Source organism: Microcoleus sp. B13-B6 (assembly GCF_036705405.1).
Taxonomy (GTDB): domain Bacteria; phylum Cyanobacteriota; class Cyanobacteriia; order Cyanobacteriales; family Microcoleaceae; genus Microcoleus.
On the sequence record NZ_JAUBUJ010000002.1, the window covers coordinates 200,278 to 220,399 of the forward strand.

A 20,122-nucleotide genomic window follows, 5' to 3' on the forward strand; every position below is an offset into this window, starting at 1 on the left:
ACTGACTACCTATGTTTGCCACCGGAGGCAGTTACCTTACTGGGGTTGCCGTTCCTGTACGATATGCCTGTAAACTTAGCAGATAAGTAGGTGTGCAGAATTAATTACACAATATTTCTACTGAAACCCTTGCCTAGCAAGGAGTCTTTATGTAATTAATTTTGTGTGGTTACTTAACAGTGAAGTCCTAGTAGCAGTTCACGAAGCAATCATCCTTTGGGACGGGGAAGAACGAGAAGTTCGTGTATTTGCTACAGGGCGAAGACCTCTGATTGGAACTGCTTTGCTCGACGAGCAAGAACTTGTGATTCAGTTCACTGAGGGGGGATTAGTGACGATTGATGAGTTGTAGTTTCCAACGCTCGATCGCCCTACTCAATACTTCAAAACTACTGCGGTCGATCGCCCTTCAATTAAGTACGTTAGCGAAGCCCTCGAAGAGGATCGCTCTCGGTGTTTCTAGCGTTAAGTTTATTGGTGAGTGTTCTACATCAAGTTGGATGGAGACATTTTTACAGTTGGCAAATTATATTTTGTCGCTGAAAGCTGTGCAACCATTTCTGCACGAGACGACACCTCAAGCTTACGGAACATTCGCTTCAAAGCTTGCTTCACTGAATTCTCAGTAATCCAAAGTTCCCTCCCGATTGCTGCGTTGGTTCGCCCCAAAGCAACCAATTCCGCAATTTGCAATTCACGAGGCGTTAGGCGTGAGGTCTTGAAAGGTTGGTGTTGCGATTCCCTACGGGATAGCTTCGCCGCGCGTACTGTTGCAGCCCAAACAGACAAATGCAAACAGATCGCACTCAAATCCGCTAGATTTTCTGTATCGAAAGCGGGCATTGAGCGATCGCGCGTACAACCCACTACACCCATTAATTGACCACGACTGACGATCGGCCCCGCCATCACGTGCCAATGATCGGGGCGGGGACAAATTATTGTCCAAACCTTGGGTGATGATGTCACTAATGCTTCATGGACAGGAGCATGACGTTCCGCTAAATAACGCACAACAGGATTGTGTTCGATCGATAGCCCAACTTTCAGTATTTTCTGAAGATTACTATCTACCAACGACCGTTGATCGAAGAAAAAGATTCCCGATCGTTTAGCTGCAAAATACTCACCGATTTTGGGCACGACTTGCGATCGCAAATCTTGTTCGTCCTTTACCTGGTCGAGCGCTTCAAATAAAAGCTGCAAGGGACTTTTCATGGTCATGGTGTCAACCGATTTTAGATTTTAGATTTTAGATTTTAGAATTGACCCCACGGATGAATCCGGGGGCTTGTAACCAAATTGCTTGATTGTGAAAAAGAGTACCCGATCGAGGTCTAGAAGCATTGCAATACTCGAATTATATTACCCTTGTAATCTCAAAAGCAACTTGACATGACAACCAGTTTGGAAATCGAGCCCGATCGCACTCCCACACGTGGGATACTCATCAGCTTTTATGTGACTTCAATCATCTTTAATGTCTGCTTGATTGCTCAGTTATTAACGGTTGGAGTTGCCTACTTCAATAATCCTGCATGGTGGAATATTCATGTTTGGCTAGTGCGAGGGTACAGTGGGCTGTCATTAGTATTACTGGGATGGTCGTTTCTCGCCCCATTCTCACGCAGAATACGACATCTCGCCGCCAGTTTGCCAATCCTGCTTGGACTACAATTTTCCAGCATTCATCTCAAAAGTCCTCTTCACCTAGAGATACTGCATCCTCTCATTGGATTTACGTTACTCTATGTTTCTTCCAGCCTTGTACATCGCATATCGTCTACTTTATCGTCCAGCAACTATCAAAATAATCAAATTTGAGAGGTATAAATGACGCAAGATGCAATCTTCACTCCCTTCTTTGCCACAGTGTTTCTAACACTCATAGTCTGGGTGTATATGTACATCCGCCGTATCAGTTTTATCACAAGTAGAAAGCTCGGTCAAAAGGATTTTGCTGTACCGGGCGCACTGGCACAAATTTCGCCACCAAGCGTATCCAATCCATCGGATAACCTAAAAAACCTGTTCGAGATTCCGGTAATTTTCTATGCGCTTGTCCTATATCTGTTCATCACAAAGCAGGTGGATACAGTGTATGTGAACGCCGCGTGGGTATTCGTTGTGTTTCGCACATTGCATAGTGCTGTCCATTGCACATTCAATCTCATCATACTTCGGTTCTACCTTTACCTATTTGCCACACTCGCGGTGTGGTTCATCGCGATCCGCGCCGCACTTATTCACTTTGGCACAATCAATTAACCTCGTTCAAATGAGCTAGAAGTTATCAACAGTTGCCGAACAATGAGCGTGCAGCGGAAAGCCCACCCTGTTTCTGCGTGTGTGTTCCGGGTCTTGCGGCGCGGTCTGCAACTGAACCGAGTCGTTAGGTCGCGATCGCAATACCCAATACTTTAAAATTACCAGTAGAGCGATCGCCCTTCCATTCGGTGCGATCGCGCTTTTAGTCTTTACCCTTAATTCTTCTAGTTTCTATACTTACTAGAATAAAATCGAATAAGCTGTTGTGCATCTAATTTGACAGTCAATTTTTCTACAATTATTGTGGGACGGGCAGGAGAGCCTGTCTCTGTATTCAATTTAGATGCGTAGCAGCTTACTAACCGGACTGCAACTCATCCTAAAAACCATCAAAGACCTTTGCATCACTTGCCAAACAATCCTCTGATGGTTCATCATGATCTTGATGATTGTTTCATTCTTATAAATCAGTTAATATGCGATCGCTTGTCTTGAGTCTAGGTCTCATGTGTTTAGCCACCCCCGCTGTTGCCACAACCTGCGAGGAAAGCTTTCAAAAAAAGGGGGACTTTTTGAATGGTGCCGCCTTTTCTGCACGTGTTCAGGTTGAGGGGTTATCGATAGAGAGAGCATTTTCCCAATTACGACCAATTTTGGCGCGCGAGGGCATCAAGACTCTCAGCACGGATATGAACTTAGGTGTAATGAAAGCCGAAAATCCCGCCACAGCATTTCAGCGTGCTTTGCCAATTGATGTATTTGCCTCAATGGACGGCAATCTATTAAATGTTGAGATGATCTTTACCCTTCCGAGTGGGGTGGGTGCAAGTAAGGACACGGTGAAGGGATACTTGTGTGGCGCACTAAATCAATTGTTGCCCCAAACTCCAAAGTAATATGTAATTATTCATTTGATGTGATGAATTGTAGTTTCCCACACTCGATCGCCATACCGAATATTTCAAAATTACCTGGGCGCGATCGCCAAATGAATCTCGCCGATCGCTCCAATTCGTCTTAACAATATTTAACTTTTAAAAGTATCAAGAATCGGCAGATGTAGAAGAAAATGGTTTAGTTTAAATTGATTCTGGCAATTATCTTCAGGTGTGATCGCGCGAAAAAGGAGTTTATGGACATTCAAAACCCATCGTTCAGACGGAAAAAGTGGCTCAAATTTCTGGGTGGTTCGGCTGTTGGGTTGGCGGGACTGCTGGCAGCCTGGATTGTGGGTGGCAACTATATGGCTTCTGTGCATGAAAAAGAAATCGAGCAGGATTTAGCAGCATTTGCCCAACGGTTTCCCAAAACAGAGCCGAATGATGCGGCGTTGAAGCTGAGGCCGTCCTTCGCTAAAGTGGGGTTCAATGTAGGCTGGGGAAGTTTCTTTCAAGAATTAAATCAGTACCTAGACGCTGAGATTGCCAAACCAAACGATACCATAAATCCACCTTCAGAGAAATTACAGCGCTATCTCGCCTCCCAACAAACGGCTTTAGCAGAACTTCGCCAGCAAGTTTTAAATAATGAAGTGCCGCACTGGGGAACAGATATTACCTGGATTCTGGAAGGAGATATGACGGTTAGCCTACCCCCTTATTTATGGCAGGTTAATTCCCAACGAGTTTTAGCCCTAGACATTCTAGAAAAATACCGTAAAGGTCAGACGGAAGCAGCAGCAGAAATGCTGGAAGTCTCCTGGAAAATCAACCAGCCTTTAACAGAAAACCCCCTCCTACTCCCTCAACTGGTGGGTTTGATTGTGGCTAAATATCCAGCAGGGGTGATGCGGAAAGCCGATCGCCTTCCGACCCAGTGGCAGCAGCGCTTGCTGGAACGCGATTACCGCGAATCGATATTGACATCCTTGCAGGGAGAATATTTGTCTAAGTTCAAATTTTCGCAAGACTTCGCTTGGAAATACTCGTGGTCTTCAATACTAGAAGCATCAGACCCTCTTAGTGGTCTGGGAATACTTTCACTATTTCAGACGGAAACGAACTATCCCCCAACTTTAGAAGACAAAATTTTAGACTGGACTTTATCTCATGTCCTGGTGTGGTTCAAGCCAGTAATCAAACCTTATGTTCGCTTGTGTGCGATCGATACTTATCACGCCTATAAACGATCGCTTGCAGCATCTCGCCAGCACAATTTTTGCGCTTCTGATTCAGCCCAGGCAAAGGACTTCGCGTGGTGGAATTATATAGGTAGGACATCTACAATTTTTCCTAGTCAAACCAGTAAAGCAGCTAAATCTATGCTGGATTTGGAATTGACTCAGAAAATTCTGCAAGTCAAAGCACTAGCAGCCAAAACCGGAAAATGGCCGGCATCGGTTCCCGATATGAAGTCGTCTATTTGTCCGGGGGCAAAATGGCTGTATCGCGTTGCTCCAGATGGTACGATGTCGATATCGTTTAGCGAAAAACCCAAATGGTTAATTGAGAGATTAAAGAACCACAGAGGGCTACCATTTACCTATAGCGACAAGACACCGCCGCAGCTCAAAAACCGAGTCTCTACCCGACCAAAGCGATGATGGTACATCCCCAACGACAGTTTGCGACCTTCCTCACCGTTGCCGTTCTCAGCAGCACGTTCGCGCTGGCAACCGTTGGCGAAGCCTCGGTAAAAAGCGCCTCAGATCCCGATATTTCCACCTACATCAAAAAGTTAAAAACCGATTGTTAGAGATGCTGAAAGATTCTGTTCAGGGTTGGTTTGAAGTCGCCAGTCAAAAAAATGAACTTGCGCCGGAGAAACAGTTAATTGAGTTATCTCTATGAAATATGTTGCTGGCAAAGCACTCTGCAACATCTTTAAGCAACATGATTTTAAGCTAAAAATAACCGCTTGATCTAGCTATAATGGTCTTTGGCTATCCCTCCCTAATAATTATTAAATTTTCCTGGTTGTATTTATTAATAAAAATGAAAAAATAAAATCATTTCTAGTGCTATGAAAGGGTTGATTCAATATCTTTACGAAATCAAATTAGATAAAGCTATTCTCTGGTGCTATCTCATTTGGTATGTTATAGTAGTTTGTTTTCATTTTGATCCTTCGGTTAAGATATGGCTCAATTCAATTGGTATAAGTGCTGTAATCGGTACGGGTCTGATGCTAAGTGTTTCTTCTAGTAAAGGCAAAAGAGATCATTGGCAGGCATTCAGGTTATATTTCATGCCATTTTGTGTTTCAAGTTTCTCTGCCTTGATTAAAGATCAGGGATTTATCATATTTATCTCACCAAATATCACCGAAACAATAGTGTCAGTATCATGCTGTGGTCTGTTTTTATTAGTTATTTTATTAGTCAAAATATTCAAAAATAAAGTTATTTAGCGGAACTACAAAATTGGTGAAAGCAGCAGAAATATGACATTTTAGGTTGAAATTCCCCCGATCGCCTTTAAAGACGATCGAGCTTGTAGAACTCTTACACCCCGATGAAGCGAGGGAATTGCTTATTGAAATCGCTTTCTTAGTTTCTAGTCGGATAGTTCTTTGAGTGCGATCGCTTGTTGGTTGGGCGATCGCCGAGTTGTACTATACTGGCCTCTGTAAAGAAATTACCAAGATCCCCAGACGAATATCGGCGGTAAGCGGGTTGCTAAAATCGGTCGATCGCGCTGGAATTTTTTGCCCTCAAATTGCTTTATTTGGATTAATTAGCGTTTTAAATTCTGCGTTCTACTTTCTCCCTTGGGGCTACACAAGCGGCCGGTAATGCCCTCCCTACCGTCAATTGTCAATAACCAATTATTAATTGTTAGTATTCCATAAGAGCGCCAAAAAGATATATCATAACCTTAACCGGATCATTTCTTCCCAGATATGTTCTACTGTTCTAATCCGACGTGTTCTCATCCTTTCAATCCCGACAACTCTAAATTTTGTCAAAGTTGCGGCCAGTCCGACCTCACGCCTCTCTTCAGAAACCGCTACCGCGTGATTCGACTGTTGGGCGAAGGGGGATTTGGCAGAACTTACGAAGCGGTAGATACGGATCGCATGGACGATCCCTGCGTAATTAAGCAGTTTGTACCCCAATTTCAAGGAACCTCAGCACTTGAAAAAGCCTCACAATTGTTTAAAGAAGAAGCGAAACGACTTTACGAACTCGGTGAACATCCCCAAATTCCTCGATTAATTGCTTATTTTGAACAAGACAAGCGACTTTATTTAGTACAAGAGTTGATTGAGGGGCAAACTTTACTAGCAGAATTAACTCAGCAGGGTGCTTTTAGCGAAGAAAAAATTTGGCAGTTGCTGGCAGATGTACTGCCGATTTTAAAATTTGTGCACGATCGCCAGGTCATTCACCGAGACATCAAACTTGAGAATATCATGCGGCGCCGCACCTCTGTTAACTCCTTCCTGCCAAAGGCGGGAAATTTTCGGAATTCAGCTTTCCGAAGGGGAGGGCGGGGAGAGTTAGTTTTGATAGATTTCGGCATTTCCAAACAAGTGACGGGCTCCCTGATGAGCAAAGTAGGCACGACGGTAGGAACGCCCGGATATTCGCCGGTAGAACAAATGCGCGGTCAAGTTTTCCCCGGCAGCGATTTGTACAGTTTGGGAATAACTTGCCTGAGACTGCTAACTCAATGTTTGCCAAAAATTGACGGTTCCGATGACCTTTATGACCCGATAAATGGCGGCTGGATTTGGAGAGAACGGTTGCCTGTCGGCACAAAAATCAGCAGCGAGTTGGCAAATGTTTTAGACAAACTAATTCAAGATTATCTCAAAAATAGATATCAATCTGCTGATGAAGTAATCAAAGCTTTAAATCTCTATTCTTTACCTCCCCAACCCCATTGTGCCAATGGAGGACAACTTGCTCTAAATTCTTTTCGGACAAAGGGAGGACAACTTGCAATCAATAGCCCGCTCAATCAAAGCGGGCAAATCAACAGCAATATCTCTGTCAATCCGAGGAAAAAATCCAACACCACTCCGCCATTGAACAAGGCATCGCAGAGAATTGCTGCTGTCAAAAGCACTTTTGAATTTCAGGTGGTGACAGTAGACAAGCGCGGGAAGCAAATTAATGTTAACAGCGGCAAAGCGCGTTTTTTTGAAGAACCTCTTGGTAGCAGTGCACTGCTGGAAATGGTATCTGTGCGTGGCGGTACTTTCCTCATGGGTTCTCCAAAAGATCGGGGTGACAGCGACGAAAAACCGCAGCACCCAGTAACTTTAGGCTCTTTCTATATTAGCAAATTTCCAGTCACTCAGACCCAGTGGACAGCAGTGGCGGCGCTGCCGGAAATTAAAATATTTCTCAATCCCGATGCTGCCCGTTTTAAAGGTGCAAATCGACCTGTAGAAAATGTATCTTGGTACGAGGCTGTGGAGTTTTGCGATCGACTTTCTCGCAAAACTGGTAAGAATTATCGCTTGCCTAGCGAAGCCCAATGGGAATATGCTTGCCGGGGGCAAACTACGGGGCCGTTTCACTTTGGGGAAACGATTACCAGCGAGTTAGCCAATTACAACGGAAATTCTAATTACGCTGACGCGCCCAAGGGAGTTTATCGCTTTCAAACGACAGATGTTGGCAGTTTTCAACCTAATGCTTTCGGGTTGTACGATTTCCACGGAAATGTTTGGGAATGGTGCGCGGATTCTTGGCACAATAATTATAACGGTGCGCCTGCTGATGGTAGCGTTTGGGAGTCTGACGGGGACTCTTCGCTGAGGTTGTTGCGGGGGGGTTCTTGGAACGATCATCCTCCGAATTGTCGCAGCGCGTGTCGCCTCAGATATCAGGCGGATTGTAAGGCTAGTATTGTGGGTTTTCGAGTGGTTGTTTCTGTTGTTTAGACTCCAATTGTAGGCATTCATTCTCCTATCTTGAAATGCCTCTGCGGTTTCCCTATCAATCAAAGATTTATGCAATAAGCCTATTGATATTGTCTCGGCATAGAGAAACCCGGTTTCTTGAAGAAACCGGGTTTGGGAATGGCCGATCGCCCAAATTCTTGCCTTAACTAGCCTTCTTCTGAGGAGCCATTATGCGTTCCACACTCATAGCAGCCACGCTTAATGTCACCACAGCCATGCCGAGAATTGCCACAGGCTGCAAATTCTCATTGATAATTATAAACGCAAAAAGTGCCGTCATCGCCGGTCCCAAAGTGCCAATTACTGACGCTAAGGCTGCCCCCGCAAAGCGGATGGCAAAATTATTCAAAAGATAGCTAAACAGGGTCAGCACCCCTAAAATAACGCCTCCGATAATCAAACCAGGCCAAACATTTTGGTCTATTTTAGGAGAAAAATTGTCCGAAAGCGGCACCCACAAACTTAGAGAGGAAAATACAAAAATTGCGGCGAAATTAACTAAACTAAAAGGAATTGGGTGCAGTTTGCCCGCGGCCATTTGCGTCAGCAATACGTAACCTGCAAAGGTAATCCCAGAAGCCAGTGCCGCAGCGACTCCCACCCCGACATTGCCGCCGCCCGGAGGTGGGGCTGCAAAACTCGGCCACCCAGCTAAAATCAGACCTGCGGTAATCCCGACTATCGCAAAAAAGCCGACTCTGCTAGGGCGAGAACCAAACAAGAGCCAAGAACCTAGTACGGTGACGATCGGATAAATAAAGAAAATCGTAATCGCAATCCCGGCTGGAATATTGCCGATCGCCAAATAAATCAAAACCTGAGACAAAAACAGAAAAAATGCGCTTCCTAAAACCTTGCTCCACAAAGCTCGATCGCCCGACTGGAACAACCGTCTAATATCTTTCCAGACAGAAGGATACAGAAATGTGGCCAATATCGGCATCAAAGCCATCACCACAATCAGTCGCATCAACAAAATCAACAAAGAATTGCCAAAACCGGGAGTCACCACCCCCGGAAATTCAAACAAGCCAAAAACCACCCGAGGATTTCTGCCTTTAATCAGAATTCTCAAACAAACATTAAACAGCGACAATACCACCGCCGAAGACAAAGCCAGCACCAAACCTGTCTGTACAGAAGGTGCTTTAGCGGTGGCTGGAGAGGGCACTGAAGAGGGTGCCGGTACGGCTTCCCGCGGCCTTTCCACAGGTGTTGGCTGCAGAAGTTGCGGGCGGACAGAATTAACAGAATTAGTTGATTCCTCGACATAGGAATCTTGAGCATCGAAAGGATTCTCAAGATATTCTTCTTCTTCTTCGAGTTCTTCCCTGATGCGGTTTACGAGATTTTGTAACAGCTCTTCCCCTTGCCGCTCTAGGGTTTGCATATTGTTGAGCCGCACGGAAAGCTCGCTTTCATAGCTGCTCAAATCTTGTTCCAGCATCTGGAAACTGCGATCGATCCTTTCATCCAGCGCCGCCAGCAACTGCGAGGCGCGTTCGTCGTAGTTGCTCGGCGGCAGGGGTATCGGGAACTCGCCGCTGGGAATAGGGCTGCTGAGAGAATTTCCAGAGTTAGCGCTGAGTTCGTTGAACCGCTGCACCAACAAATCCTGCAAATTGTGAGCCAAAACTTGAGCCAACTGCTTCAGCCACAATTGCTGCTGCTGAATGTATCGCCCAGACAGAGATTCCATTTGCTGAGACTGCAATTTGCGATATTGCTCTCTGAGGTCTTCAATATCCTCAATCAGGTGATTTTTTTCAGTTTGCAGCCGAGTAATGTCTTGATTTAACTGGCCTTTGACATTTTGATGCAAAGCGTCCAGTTCTTGCATTACTGAGTGGAGGACTTCTTCTGCTGATTGTACTTCCTCTGGCTCGTCCTTTGACGAGTATACGTTCCGCTGCGCCATTAGCCTATAACCTCTAATTTAAACTGCACGTTCACTGTTCTTAAGTATTTTGCCAAATCAGGCCACAAGTTCTAGTGAGTTGATCTAAGAAATTGCGGACACTGTTGAATCAATAGTAGTCGCTAAGCTACAAATGTGAGAAAATTGCGTGAAGCAAAGCTATCCCGCTCTTAATCCCCCCAAGAACACTTTGTGCAATTAGAAATCATACTATAGCAATCCTAAATCAGTTGTAAAAATATGTAGGGGTAGTGCTAAGAGTGCCTACCCCAGCCAAGGCGGGGCAACCACGGGGGGTTTGCCCCTACAAGAATTACACAAATCATTGAGGATTGCTATACAGCTTGACCTCTCCACGAATTGCTCCCGGTAATTCTCCCATCTAACTCACCCGATTGCACCCGAATCACAAACTTAATGACCGAAAGCATCCAGGATACAAGCCCCCGGATTCATCCGTCCAGAAATAAAAAACTTGTATCCGATGAAACTTGCCCCCCGAATTTATCCGTGGGGTCAAGGCTTCAATCTAAAATCTAAAATCTAAAATCTAAAATCGATTGACCCCTTCTGCGACTAAATGTGATTGGGGGGTGGCACTCCTAGCCCCTCAATGGATAACTTGATCCTGCAGGCAGAAACCCCGTTTCTATTCCCCGCGTCTCTCCCGCACTCGCGCACCCAGATTTATTATATTAAAGGTTCCGATCTTTTGCTCGCGAAAGTTTTAAGAGGCGATCGCACCGTCAAAAAGCAAGCCCGCGCCATCAAAAAATTAACACATCCCATCCCCGAAGAGCAACAGATATGGCATCCGAAATTTATGACAATTCCTTGACAAAGGATATAGAAAAACTGAATATTTCCTCAGAATCCGAAGTGTTTGTCTTTCCGGCATCATTTGCCCAGCAGCGCTTGTGGTTTCTCGACCAATTTGCACCGGAAAACCCTTTCTATAATGTAGTAACCGCACTGCGCTTAACTGGTTCCCTCAACTTAATAGCCTTAGAGCAAACCTTCAACGAAATAGTGCAGCGACACGAAACTTTACGAACGACTTTTGCAGCGGTATCCGGCCAACCAGTGCAGATAATCTCTCCTGCTTTTAAGACTAATTTAAAACTCTTAGAACTGCAACATTTGCCACCAGAACTACGGGAAACTGAAGCAAAGAAACTATCCGCAGCAGAATCTCTTCGCCCTTTCAATTTATCCACAGGGCCGCTGATGCGAGTAACCATCCTGCGGCTGACTGAAACCGAGCATATTTTATTGATAAATATGCACCACATAGCCTCCGATGATTGGTCGATCGGTGTGCTAATTCGAGAATTTGAGGCTATCTATACAGCTTTGATAAATCAACAGCCATCTCCCCTACCAGAATTATCACTTCAATATGCCGACTTTGCCGAGTGGCAGCGCGAATGGTTGCAAGGTGAAGTATTAGAAACTCAGCTAGCTTATTGGGGGCAGCAATTGCACGGGATTTCTGTGTTAAATTTGCCGACAGATCGCCCTGCACCAGCTAGGCAAAATTATCGGGGAAAAACTCAATATTTAGAACTGCCTAAAAAGCTGAAAAACGCACTTTTAGCCCTCTCGCAGCGAGAAGGAGCGACTTTATTTATGACAGTGCTCGCAGCATTTCAAACTTTGCTTTACCGCTACTCGCAACAAGAAGATATTGTTGTCGGTTCGCCGATCGCCAATCGCAACCGCAGCGAAATAGAAGCATTAATCGGTTTTTTTGTCAACACTTTAGTGCTGCGAACAGACTGTTCGGGAAACCCGACATTTCGAGATTTTTTGGGCCGGGTGCGGGAAGTAACCCTGGGAGCTTACGCTCACCAAGATTTGCCTTTTGAGAAGCTAGTCGAGGAATTGCACCCAGAGCGATCGTTGAATCGCCACCCCCTGTTTCAGGTGGTATTTGGTCTGCAAAATGCGCCGCTGGACGAGCTAGAATTGCCAGAATTAAAGTTGAGTTCTTTCCCTTTGGAGACTCAAACAACGCGCTTTGATTTAGAGCTGTATTTGTGGGAAGCTTCTGATAATTTTAGGAGCAGATACGGCGAACATTGGGAAGATTCGGAAGGACTCCGAGGGTTAGCTGTGTACAATACAGATTTATTTGATGAAGTTACGATCGCCCGAATGCTGAGGCATTTTAAAACTTTGCTGGAAAGCATTGTCGCTAATCCAGAACAAGGAATTGCTAACTTACCTTTATTGAGCGAGGATGAAGTGAATCAATTATTCAAAGAATGGAACGATACTCGGACAGATTATCCTCAAAATAAGTGCATTCATCAGTTATTTGAAGAGCGAGCCCGGCAGCATCTGGAGGATGTCGCCCTAACTTTCGACAGCAAGCACCTCACTTACAGAGAACTCAACAGTCGCAGCAACCAACTGGCGCGCTACCTACAAAAAATGGGCGTGGGGGCGGAGGTTTTAGTGGGGCTTTGTGCAGAACGATCGATCGACCTAATTGTGGGGATGTTGGCTATACTGAAAGCGGGAGGGGCTTACCTACCGTTAGATCCGAGCTATCCGCGCGATCGGCTAAACTTGATGCTGGAAGATGCTCAAGTTAAAGTCTTGCTAATTCAAGATAAATTGATTGAGAATTTCCGAGACTTCTCAAACTCGGTGATTTACTTCGATCGCGACTGGGAAGACATAGCCAAAGAAAGCGCCGAAAATCCCGCCAACACCGTAACAGCAGACAACCTAGCTTACGTTATTTACACATCTGGCTCAACCGGAAAACCCAAGGGAGTTGCTGTCACCCACAAAGCAGTAAATCGGCTGGTACTCAACACCAACTATATAAAAATAGAACCTACCGATAAAATTGCCCAAGCATCAAACGCTTCATTCGATGCAGCCACATTCGAGATTTGGGGAGCCTTGCTTAACGGCGCTCAACTCGTGGGAATTAGCACAAATATTACCCTTTCGCCTCACGATTTAGCCTTAGAACTGCGCCAACAAGGCATCACCGTTTTGTTTTTAACAACTGCCTTATTTCAACAAATTGCTAGAGTTTTACCGCAAGCTTTTGATTCGCTGCGCTGCTTGCTGTTTGGCGGAGAAGCGGTCGATATGAGATGGGTTAAAAAACTTCTCAAGCAAAAGCCAACCACTAAATTAATTCACGTTTACGGGCCTACCGAAAATACCACATTTTCGGCTTATTATTGCGTGCAAGACGTACCCGAAACCGCAACATCTATCCCCATCGGCCGCCCGATCGCCAACACGCAAATTTATCTCCTCGATGCGGATTTGCAGCCGGTGGCGATCGGTGTTATAGGTCAATTGTACGTCGGCGGTGACGGACTAGCGAAAGGCTACCTCAACCAGCCCGATTTAACTGCTGCTGCTTTCATTCCTAACCCTTTTAGCAATAAATCTGGTTCTAGCCTTTATAAAACAGGTGATTTAGGTCGCTACTTAGCTGACGGCAACATTGAGTTTTTAGGCCGCGTTGATGACCAAGTAAAAATTCGCGGCTACCGCATCGAGTTGGGAGAAATTGAAGCGGCTTTGTGCCAGCATCCACAAGTGCGCGAAGCAGTAGTAATTGTGAGGGAAGACATCCCCGACGATAAACATTTGGTAGCTTATGTTGTTCCTGACGGCATCGATGAAAAATCCGAAAGTCACAATCTAAAATCAAGTGACTTGCGCCAATTTTTGAAAGAAAAGTTACCAGGATATATGGTTCCTGCAACTTATGCAGTGTTGGAGAATATGCCACTGACGCCTAATGGCAAAGTAGACCGCCGCGCTTTGCCTGATATAGATACAGACAGCGAGGATCTAACAGAAAATTATGTAGCGCCTCGGACTGATCTCGAAAACGCGATCGGGAAAATTTGGGCTAAAGTTTTGGGCAAACAGCAGGTTAGTATCTACGATAATTTCTTTGAACTAGGCGGGCATTCCCTGCTAGCAACTCAGTTGATTTCTCGCATCCGAGACGCTTTGCAAGTCGAGTTATCGGTCAGCAATTTGTTTGAGGCTCCGACTGTGGCGAGTCTGGCAAAATACATTGAAACAATGCGTTGGGCCGCGAAAGGTTTGGATACTCCTAGAACGGACGAAAATGAGCGCGAAGATGTGGAATTTTAAGGCCTTATATCGTTTCCGGTTGCATCGGAATGATTTAACCGCAGAGGGCGCAGAGAACGCAGAGGGAGAGAATACAGAGATGAATAATTCCGATGCTACCGGATTTGATATTACATAATTGCGGGATGATTTTGATTGTTTTGTGGGATGGGCGTCCCGCCCGTCCGGTGTATTTTCACAGCAGGCGGGACACCCGACAAGAACCATCCTCAAATTGTGCAACGCCGAATTTTAAGGTATCCCCAGCCAGAACCTACAGGATTTTAACTCACATTTTTAGTTAGGAAATTTCAGTGCAGAATGCCCTGACAGCTTCGGCAAACTTTTGGTTATGCTCGATTAATGCCATGTGTCCTCCTTTCTGTATCGTAACTAGCTCTGCTTGAGGCAATTCTGCTTTCATTCGCAGGCTAGCTGGGGGGGTAGTCGCTATATCTGAATCGCCGCAGATCACCAACACTGGAATGTCAATTGATGGCAAAGTTTTTGTTTCGTCAAATTTGAGCATTCCCAGTGTGCCGCGAGCGAGAACGCCGGGAGAACCCAAGGCTGATAAGAAAGCTGAGAAATCTAATTGACCGCGCGTTTCAGTGCCTTTAAATCCCGATACTTCTACACTGATGTACAGTGAACCATTGAGATAGCTCAGCCAAGTCATTCCCCACATAATCGGTTCAAGAGCTATGGTGAGGTAGAGCATAGGTTGAAGCAGCGGCTTCTGCAAAGCGCGTAATAAACCGCTAAAAATAGCGGTTTTGACGGGATTAGTATAAGTCGTATCTACCAGAATTAAACCAGCTACTCGACTACCGAGAAGTTCTGGAAAAAGCCGACTGAATGTTAGAGAAATCATGCCGCCCATGCTGTGTCCGAGTAGGATAACAGGTTTAGTTCCTGCTATGGCAATGACGGCTTCAAGATCGCGGGCAAATTTTTCTAGGGAATAGTCGCTGTTTTTTGGTCGAGTGGATTTTCCCAAACCTGGAAGATCCCAAACAATCACTCGGAAGCGATCGCTTAGTTGCCGTTTCGCGTAATACCAAACCATACTGTTGGGCCCCCAACCATGGGAGAGAATAATCGGCTGTCCGTCCTCTGGGCCGTAGAATTCTACTTGTAAAATAGTGCCATCAGGCCTCTCTACCCGCTGCACCGTACCCGTCCGCGTCGGCTTGGGTTCGTCAGCACCGGGGCGGCGGAACAGCGGCAAACTGATAAAGCGGCCGCCAACAGACCAAAGAAGCATCAAGACTCCGCTGACTAAGTAGGAATTCCCTACAAGTTCGCCGATGTACCATTCGTAAATAATGTATATACCTCCCCCAAGTACGCCGAGGGACAGCAGTCCTACCAGCCATAGAAACAGGAAATTGAAGGGCATGAACGGCATAAGCTGAAACCTTGGGTAGAATTTGGGTTGCGGATTCAAACAGAATCATACTCAGGTTAGGCCACAGTCGGCAAGCGGTAAGTTAAGCTCTTAATTTGTGCGCTGGTAGAATTTATTTTATTGATTTGCCCAAGTAATGACAGGATGACTCAAAATGCCCGATCCAAAAATATCGAGTTCATCGCCAAATGCAAGAGATTCTGTCACGGTGGAGTTAGTTGAGTTTTTATCTTACCTTCGCAGTCTAGATATTAATATTTTTGTTGAGGGATCTCGCCTGCGCTGCAACGCTCCTGAAGGAATTATTACCCCCGAACTACGGGCAGAAATTTCTCATAAAAAAGCCGAAATAATTTCTTTTTTAAAAGCAGCTAATCGTACTTCTAGTTTCACTCCTACACCGATTGTTCCTATGGGGCGGGACGGAAATCTACCGCTTTCCTTTGCACAGCAGCGCTTGTGGTTTCTCGACCAATTAGTCCCGAACAATCCCTTCTATAATGTTCCCGCAGCATTGCGTTTGACAGGTTCGCTAAATTTTTCGGCGCTGCAACAAACCTTCAATGAAATTGTGCGCCGCCACGAAGCTTTACGCACGACTTTAGCCGTAGTTGCGGGCCAACCTGTTCAGAGAATAGCTGCTGCTTTCCACCTCCCGATTAATGTAGTGGACTTGCGAAATTTGCCAAAGGAATCTCGACAAACTGAAGCAAACAGGCTCACGGCTGAGGAAGCTCAACGCTCTTTCAATTTGTCCAAGGACTTGTTGCTGCGAGTCACTTTATTGCAGTTAGATGATGCCGAATATTTACTAATGCTGAATATGCACCACATTGTCTCCGATGGTTGGTCTATCGGAGTGCTAATTCAGGAATTAGGCGCACTTTACACGGCCTTTGCTAGCGAAAGACCTTCGCCTTTACCGGCTTTGTCGATCCAGTACGCGGATTTTGCAAAATGGCAGCGCGAATGGCTGCAAGGGGAAGTTTTAGAAACGCAACTTGCTTACTGGCGGCAGCAGTTAAACGGCATTTCTATGTTAAATTTGCCTGCGGATAGACCCAGGCCAGCAATTCAAAGTTACCGAGGCAAAAGGCAATTTTTGCAACTGCCCAAACAACTGAGCGAGGCTTTAGAAACGTTGAGCCAGCGCGAAGGAGTGACGCTGTTTATGACTATGCTGGCAGCTTTTAAAACGTTGCTTTACCATTACGCGCAGCAAGAAGATATTGTTGTAGGTTCGCCGATTGCCAATCGCAACCGCAGTGAAATTGAAGCATTAATCGGTTTTTTTGTCAACAGTTTGGTTCTGCGTACAGATTTATCGGGAAATCCAACTTTTCGGGAACTTTTAAACCGAGTCAAAGAGGTAGCATTAGGAGCTTACGCTCACCAAGATTTGCCGTTTGAGAAGTTAGTAGAAGAACTGCACCCCGATCGCGCTTTGAACCAAAATCCCTTATTTCAGGTGGCGTTTGCGCTGCAAAACGCGCCGGGGAATCGGTTAGAATTGCCAGAATTAACACTCAGCCCGCAGCAGTTAGATGTGGGTACAGCGCGGTTTGATTTGGAGTTTCATTTGTGGGAGCGATCGCCCAACAGTTCGGGAAGCAAGCAATCGCCCAGCAATAAGCTGTGGGTTGATAGCTCAGAGGGCATCAGCGGCATGGTTATTTACAGCGCCGATTTATTTGATGAAGCTACGATTACCCGCCTGATCGGGCATTTTCAAGCCTTGTTAGAAAGGATTGTGACAAATCCCGAACAGCGAATTGCCAACTTGCAATATTTGAGCGCCCAAGAGCGCTATCATTTGTTAGTTGAATGCAACAATACTCAGGCGGATTATCCGCAAGATTTGTGCATCCATCAGCTATTTGAAATGCAGGCCGATCGGGCACCGGATGCGGTGGCGCTGGTATTTGGAGATGAGCGAGTCACCTATCGAGAGCTAAATCTCCGCAGCAACCAACTAGCACGTTATCTGCAAAAAATTGGGGTTGGGGCGGAAGTTTTAGTCGGGCTTGGCTGCGGGCGATCGCTCGATCTGATCGTGGGGATGTTGGGTATCCTGAAAGCGGGAGGAGCTTACCTAATTTTAGATCCGAGCTATCCTGCTGAGCGATCGAGCTTTATGCTAAAAGATGCTCAAGTGTCAGTATTGCTTACCCGCCAGGGAATAAATTCCCTGTCTAATAGCGAAAGTCGTCTAAAGACGACTGAAGGAGGACAAGTTTCCAGTCGGCTTCAGCCGACTTCAGCTATGAGCCAGGGAATTTATTCCCTGGTGGATGATGGCGAAGTGCAAAATTTAGAAACACAGTCAGTATTGCTTACCCGCCAGGGAATAAATTCCCTGTCTAATAGCGAAAGTCGTCTAAAGACGACTGAAGGAGGACAAGTTTCCAGTCGGCTTCAGCCGACTTCAGCTATGAGCCAGGGAATTTATTCCCTGGTGGATGATGGCGAAGTGCAAAATTTAGAAACACAGTCAGATGATAAAATTAACCATCCAAGGGTTGTTTTTCTAGACACAGACTGGGAGATGATTTCCCAAGAAATCGCCGACAATCCCACCAGCGCAGCCACAGCCGAAAATCGGGCTTACGCGATTTACACCTCCGGTTCCACGGGAAAGCCGAAAGGAGTGGAAATTGAGCACGGGAGCTTGTTAAATCTCGTTTTTTGGCATCAAAGAGAGTTTGGGGTGTCAGCGGGCGATCGAGCAACCCAAATTGCAGCGATCGGCTTTGATGCTTGCGGGTGGGAAATTTGGCCTTATCTCGCCGCCGGAGCTAGCATCTACTTTCCAGAAGATGACATCAGGCGAGATCCTGAAAAACTGCAAAACTGGTTAGTATCAAAAGCAATTACAATGAGCTTTTTGCCAACACCTTTAGCCGAGAAACTTTTGCTATTAGATTGGCCTCAAACAACAGCGCTGCGAATCTTGCTCGCAGGCGGCGAAAAACTGCAACAACATCCTTTAAAATCCCATCCATTTAAGCTAGTAAATAATTACGGCCCAACCGAAAACACCGTCGTCACAACTTCCGGTTATATTCCTGTAACAGAGCAGAGAGACATCGCCCCGACAATTGGCCACCCCATTGCTAACACTCAAATCTACATATTAGACAAATATTTGCAGCCCGTACCAATGGGGGTTGTTGGCGAATTGTACATCGGCGGAAACGGACTCGCTCGCGGCTACCTCAACCGCCCAGATTTAACCGCACAAAGCTTTATTGTCAATCCTTTTAAACCAAATTCAGACACCATTCTCAATGACTTGTTTAGGAACAGGCAAGATGCCTGTTCCACAAGGGATGAATTTTCTTGTGGAACAGGCATCTTGCCTGTTCTCGATAATGGTGCAACATCTCAGTTTAAACCAAATTCAGCAGAGCGAATTTACAAAACCGGCGACTTAGTGCGCTACAGAGGCGATCGCAACCTGGAATTTTTGGGACGTATTGACGAACAAGTAAAAATTCGCGGTTTCCGCATCGAATTAGGAGAAATCGAGACACTATTAGCTCAACATCCCGCCGTGCAGCAAACTGTAGCAATAGCTTCGGAAGATGGACAGGGAGATAAACGTTTAGTAGCTTATATTGCCCTGAATGCAGAATATAGCGTTGCCCGCGAAAAAAACCAAATAATGCAATTGCAGGACGAACAGGTTTTGCAGTGGCAAATGCTCTACAATGAAACTTACAATCAACCTGCTGTTGACTCAGATCCAACATTTAATATTGTCGGCTGGAATAGCAGCTATACTAATCAACCAATCCCAGCAGAACAGATGCGCGACTGGGCGAACAATCAAGCCGCCCAAATTTTAGCTTTGCAGCCTAGCCGAGTGTTAGAAATTGGCTGCGGCACAGGTTTGTTGCTGTTCCAAATTGCCCCTCGCTGCACCCAATATTGCGGAACAGACTTTTCACCTATTTCGCTAAACTATATTCGGCAGCACTTGGCAAATCAAGAGTTAGCTAATGTAACGCTGCTTCAGAAAATGGCGACTGATTTTGAAGGAGTAGAGACAGCAGCTTTTGACGCAGTAATTCTCAACTCTGTCGTGCAATATTTCCCGAATATCGACTATCTCGTGCAGGTGCTAGAAGGTGCGGTGAAAGCAACTACTCCCGGCGGCTTTATATTCATCGGAGATGTTCGCAGCTTGCCGTTGCTGGAAGCTTTCCACGCTTCGGTACAACTGTATCAAGCCGAACCTTCTCTCGCGGGCGAACAGTTGCAGCAGCGAGTACAAATGCAAATTTTTCAAGAAACAGAGTTAGTTATTGAACCAGATTTTTTTAGCGCATTAAAACACCGCTTTCCGCAGATTGGTGGCGTAGAGATTCAATTAATTCGCGGTAGTCATCACAATGAGTTAACTGATTTTCGGTACAATGCTATTCTGCATATTGCGTCGGAAACAGATCCCCCCCAATCCCCAGGGCGGTTTCATTCTCACGAAAATCAGGCTTTTGTAGGGGCGGTGCCCCCGTGCCCGCCCCCACCCACAGACGATTTCACAG

The 20,122-nt window shown here is 45.7% G+C and carries 13 protein-coding genes; 10 read left to right on the top strand and 3 right to left on the bottom strand.

Annotated elements, in window-relative coordinates; translation table 11 throughout:
* Positions 1–163: 163 nt before the first annotated feature.
* Complete coding sequence (locus tag QUB35_RS01975) at positions 164–352, top strand: hypothetical protein (protein ID WP_333138854.1); 189 nt, start codon at positions 164–166, stop codon at positions 350–352.
* A 134-nt stretch (positions 353–486) separates the two neighbouring features.
* Here the strand turns inward: QUB35_RS01975 and QUB35_RS01980 are convergent, their stop codons facing one another.
* Positions 487–1,224, bottom strand: coding sequence for a LuxR C-terminal-related transcriptional regulator (locus QUB35_RS01980; RefSeq protein WP_333138855.1), 738 nt, complete (start codon positions 1,222–1,224; stop codon positions 487–489).
* 171 nt (positions 1,225–1,395) lie between these two features.
* On the opposite strand from QUB35_RS01980, the gene QUB35_RS01985 reads away from it, so the two are divergent.
* From QUB35_RS01985 to QUB35_RS02010, 6 genes are all read left to right on the top strand, one after another.
* Complete coding sequence (locus QUB35_RS01985; protein WP_333138857.1) at positions 1,396–1,824, top strand: DUF6220 domain-containing protein; 429 nt, start codon at positions 1,396–1,398, stop codon at positions 1,822–1,824.
* 9 nt (positions 1,825–1,833) lie between these two features.
* Positions 1,834–2,268 (top strand): MAPEG family protein, encoded by a 435-nt coding sequence (locus tag QUB35_RS01990; RefSeq protein WP_333138860.1) that lies wholly within the window; start codon positions 1,834–1,836, stop codon positions 2,266–2,268.
* A 506-nt stretch (positions 2,269–2,774) separates the two neighbouring features.
* Positions 2,775–3,164, top strand: coding sequence for a hypothetical protein (locus QUB35_RS01995; protein ID WP_333138862.1), 390 nt, complete (start codon positions 2,775–2,777; stop codon positions 3,162–3,164).
* Between the two features lie 236 nt (positions 3,165–3,400).
* The gene (locus QUB35_RS02000; RefSeq protein ID WP_333138864.1) at positions 3,401–4,810 is read left to right on the top strand and encodes a hypothetical protein; all 1,410 of its coding nucleotides are present in this window, start codon (positions 3,401–3,403) and stop codon (positions 4,808–4,810) included.
* On the top strand, positions 4,810–4,962 hold the full coding sequence (locus QUB35_RS02005) for a hypothetical protein (RefSeq protein ID WP_333138866.1): 153 nt from the start codon (positions 4,810–4,812) through the stop codon (positions 4,960–4,962). The genes QUB35_RS02000 and QUB35_RS02005 overlap by 1 nt, the downstream gene beginning before the upstream one ends.
* 1,146 nt (positions 4,963–6,108) lie before the next feature.
* Positions 6,109–8,103, top strand: coding sequence for a bifunctional serine/threonine-protein kinase/formylglycine-generating enzyme family protein (locus QUB35_RS02010; RefSeq protein WP_333138868.1), 1,995 nt, complete (start codon positions 6,109–6,111; stop codon positions 8,101–8,103).
* Between the two features lie 163 nt (positions 8,104–8,266).
* Here the strand turns inward: QUB35_RS02010 and QUB35_RS02015 are convergent, their stop codons facing one another.
* On the bottom strand, positions 8,267–10,042 hold the full coding sequence (locus tag QUB35_RS02015; RefSeq protein WP_333138870.1) for an EamA family transporter: 1,776 nt from the start codon (positions 10,040–10,042) through the stop codon (positions 8,267–8,269).
* A 613-nt stretch (positions 10,043–10,655) separates the two neighbouring features.
* On the opposite strand from QUB35_RS02015, the gene QUB35_RS02020 reads away from it, so the two are divergent.
* A complete protein-coding gene (locus tag QUB35_RS02020) occupies positions 10,656–10,880 on the top strand; it encodes a hypothetical protein (protein ID WP_333138873.1) in 225 nt (74 codons plus the stop codon).
* Positions 10,850–14,185: an amino acid adenylation domain-containing protein gene (locus tag QUB35_RS02025; protein WP_333138874.1), complete on the top strand. Its 3,336-nt coding sequence runs from the start codon at positions 10,850–10,852 to the stop codon at positions 14,183–14,185. The genes QUB35_RS02020 and QUB35_RS02025 overlap by 31 nt, the downstream gene beginning before the upstream one ends.
* 280 nt (positions 14,186–14,465) lie before the next feature.
* On the opposite strand, the gene QUB35_RS02030 is transcribed toward QUB35_RS02025, so the two are convergent.
* On the bottom strand, positions 14,466–15,575 hold the full coding sequence (locus QUB35_RS02030; RefSeq protein WP_333138876.1) for an alpha/beta hydrolase: 1,110 nt from the start codon (positions 15,573–15,575) through the stop codon (positions 14,466–14,468).
* 154 nt (positions 15,576–15,729) lie between these two features.
* Here QUB35_RS02030 and QUB35_RS02035 point away from each other — a divergent pair.
* Positions 15,730–20,122 (top strand): amino acid adenylation domain-containing protein (locus QUB35_RS02035; protein ID WP_333138878.1); only part of this gene is annotated, 4,393 nt, incomplete at its 3' end.

Bases quoted from the DNA above. Each gene is read 5' to 3' on its own strand.
- QUB35_RS01980 (WP_333138855.1), bottom strand. From the start codon at position 1,224: ATGACCATGAAAAGTCCCTTGCAGCTTTTATTTGAAGCGCTCGACCAG.
- QUB35_RS01985 (WP_333138857.1), top strand. From the start codon at position 1,396: ATGACAACCAGTTTGGAAATCGAGCCCGATCGCACTCCCACACGTGGG.
- QUB35_RS01990 (WP_333138860.1), top strand. From the start codon at position 1,834: ATGACGCAAGATGCAATCTTCACTCCCTTCTTTGCCACAGTGTTTCTA.
- QUB35_RS01995 (WP_333138862.1), top strand. From the start codon at position 2,775: ATGTGTTTAGCCACCCCCGCTGTTGCCACAACCTGCGAGGAAAGCTTT.
- QUB35_RS02000 (WP_333138864.1), top strand. From the start codon at position 3,401: ATGGACATTCAAAACCCATCGTTCAGACGGAAAAAGTGGCTCAAATTT.
- QUB35_RS02005 (WP_333138866.1), top strand. From the start codon at position 4,810: ATGGTACATCCCCAACGACAGTTTGCGACCTTCCTCACCGTTGCCGTT.
- QUB35_RS02010 (WP_333138868.1), top strand. From the start codon at position 6,109: ATGTTCTACTGTTCTAATCCGACGTGTTCTCATCCTTTCAATCCCGAC.
- QUB35_RS02015 (WP_333138870.1), bottom strand. From the start codon at position 10,042: ATGGCGCAGCGGAACGTATACTCGTCAAAGGACGAGCCAGAGGAAGTA.
- QUB35_RS02020 (WP_333138873.1), top strand. From the start codon at position 10,656: ATGGATAACTTGATCCTGCAGGCAGAAACCCCGTTTCTATTCCCCGCG.
- QUB35_RS02025 (WP_333138874.1), top strand. From the start codon at position 10,850: ATGGCATCCGAAATTTATGACAATTCCTTGACAAAGGATATAGAAAAA.
- QUB35_RS02030 (WP_333138876.1), bottom strand. From the start codon at position 15,575: ATGCCGTTCATGCCCTTCAATTTCCTGTTTCTATGGCTGGTAGGACTG.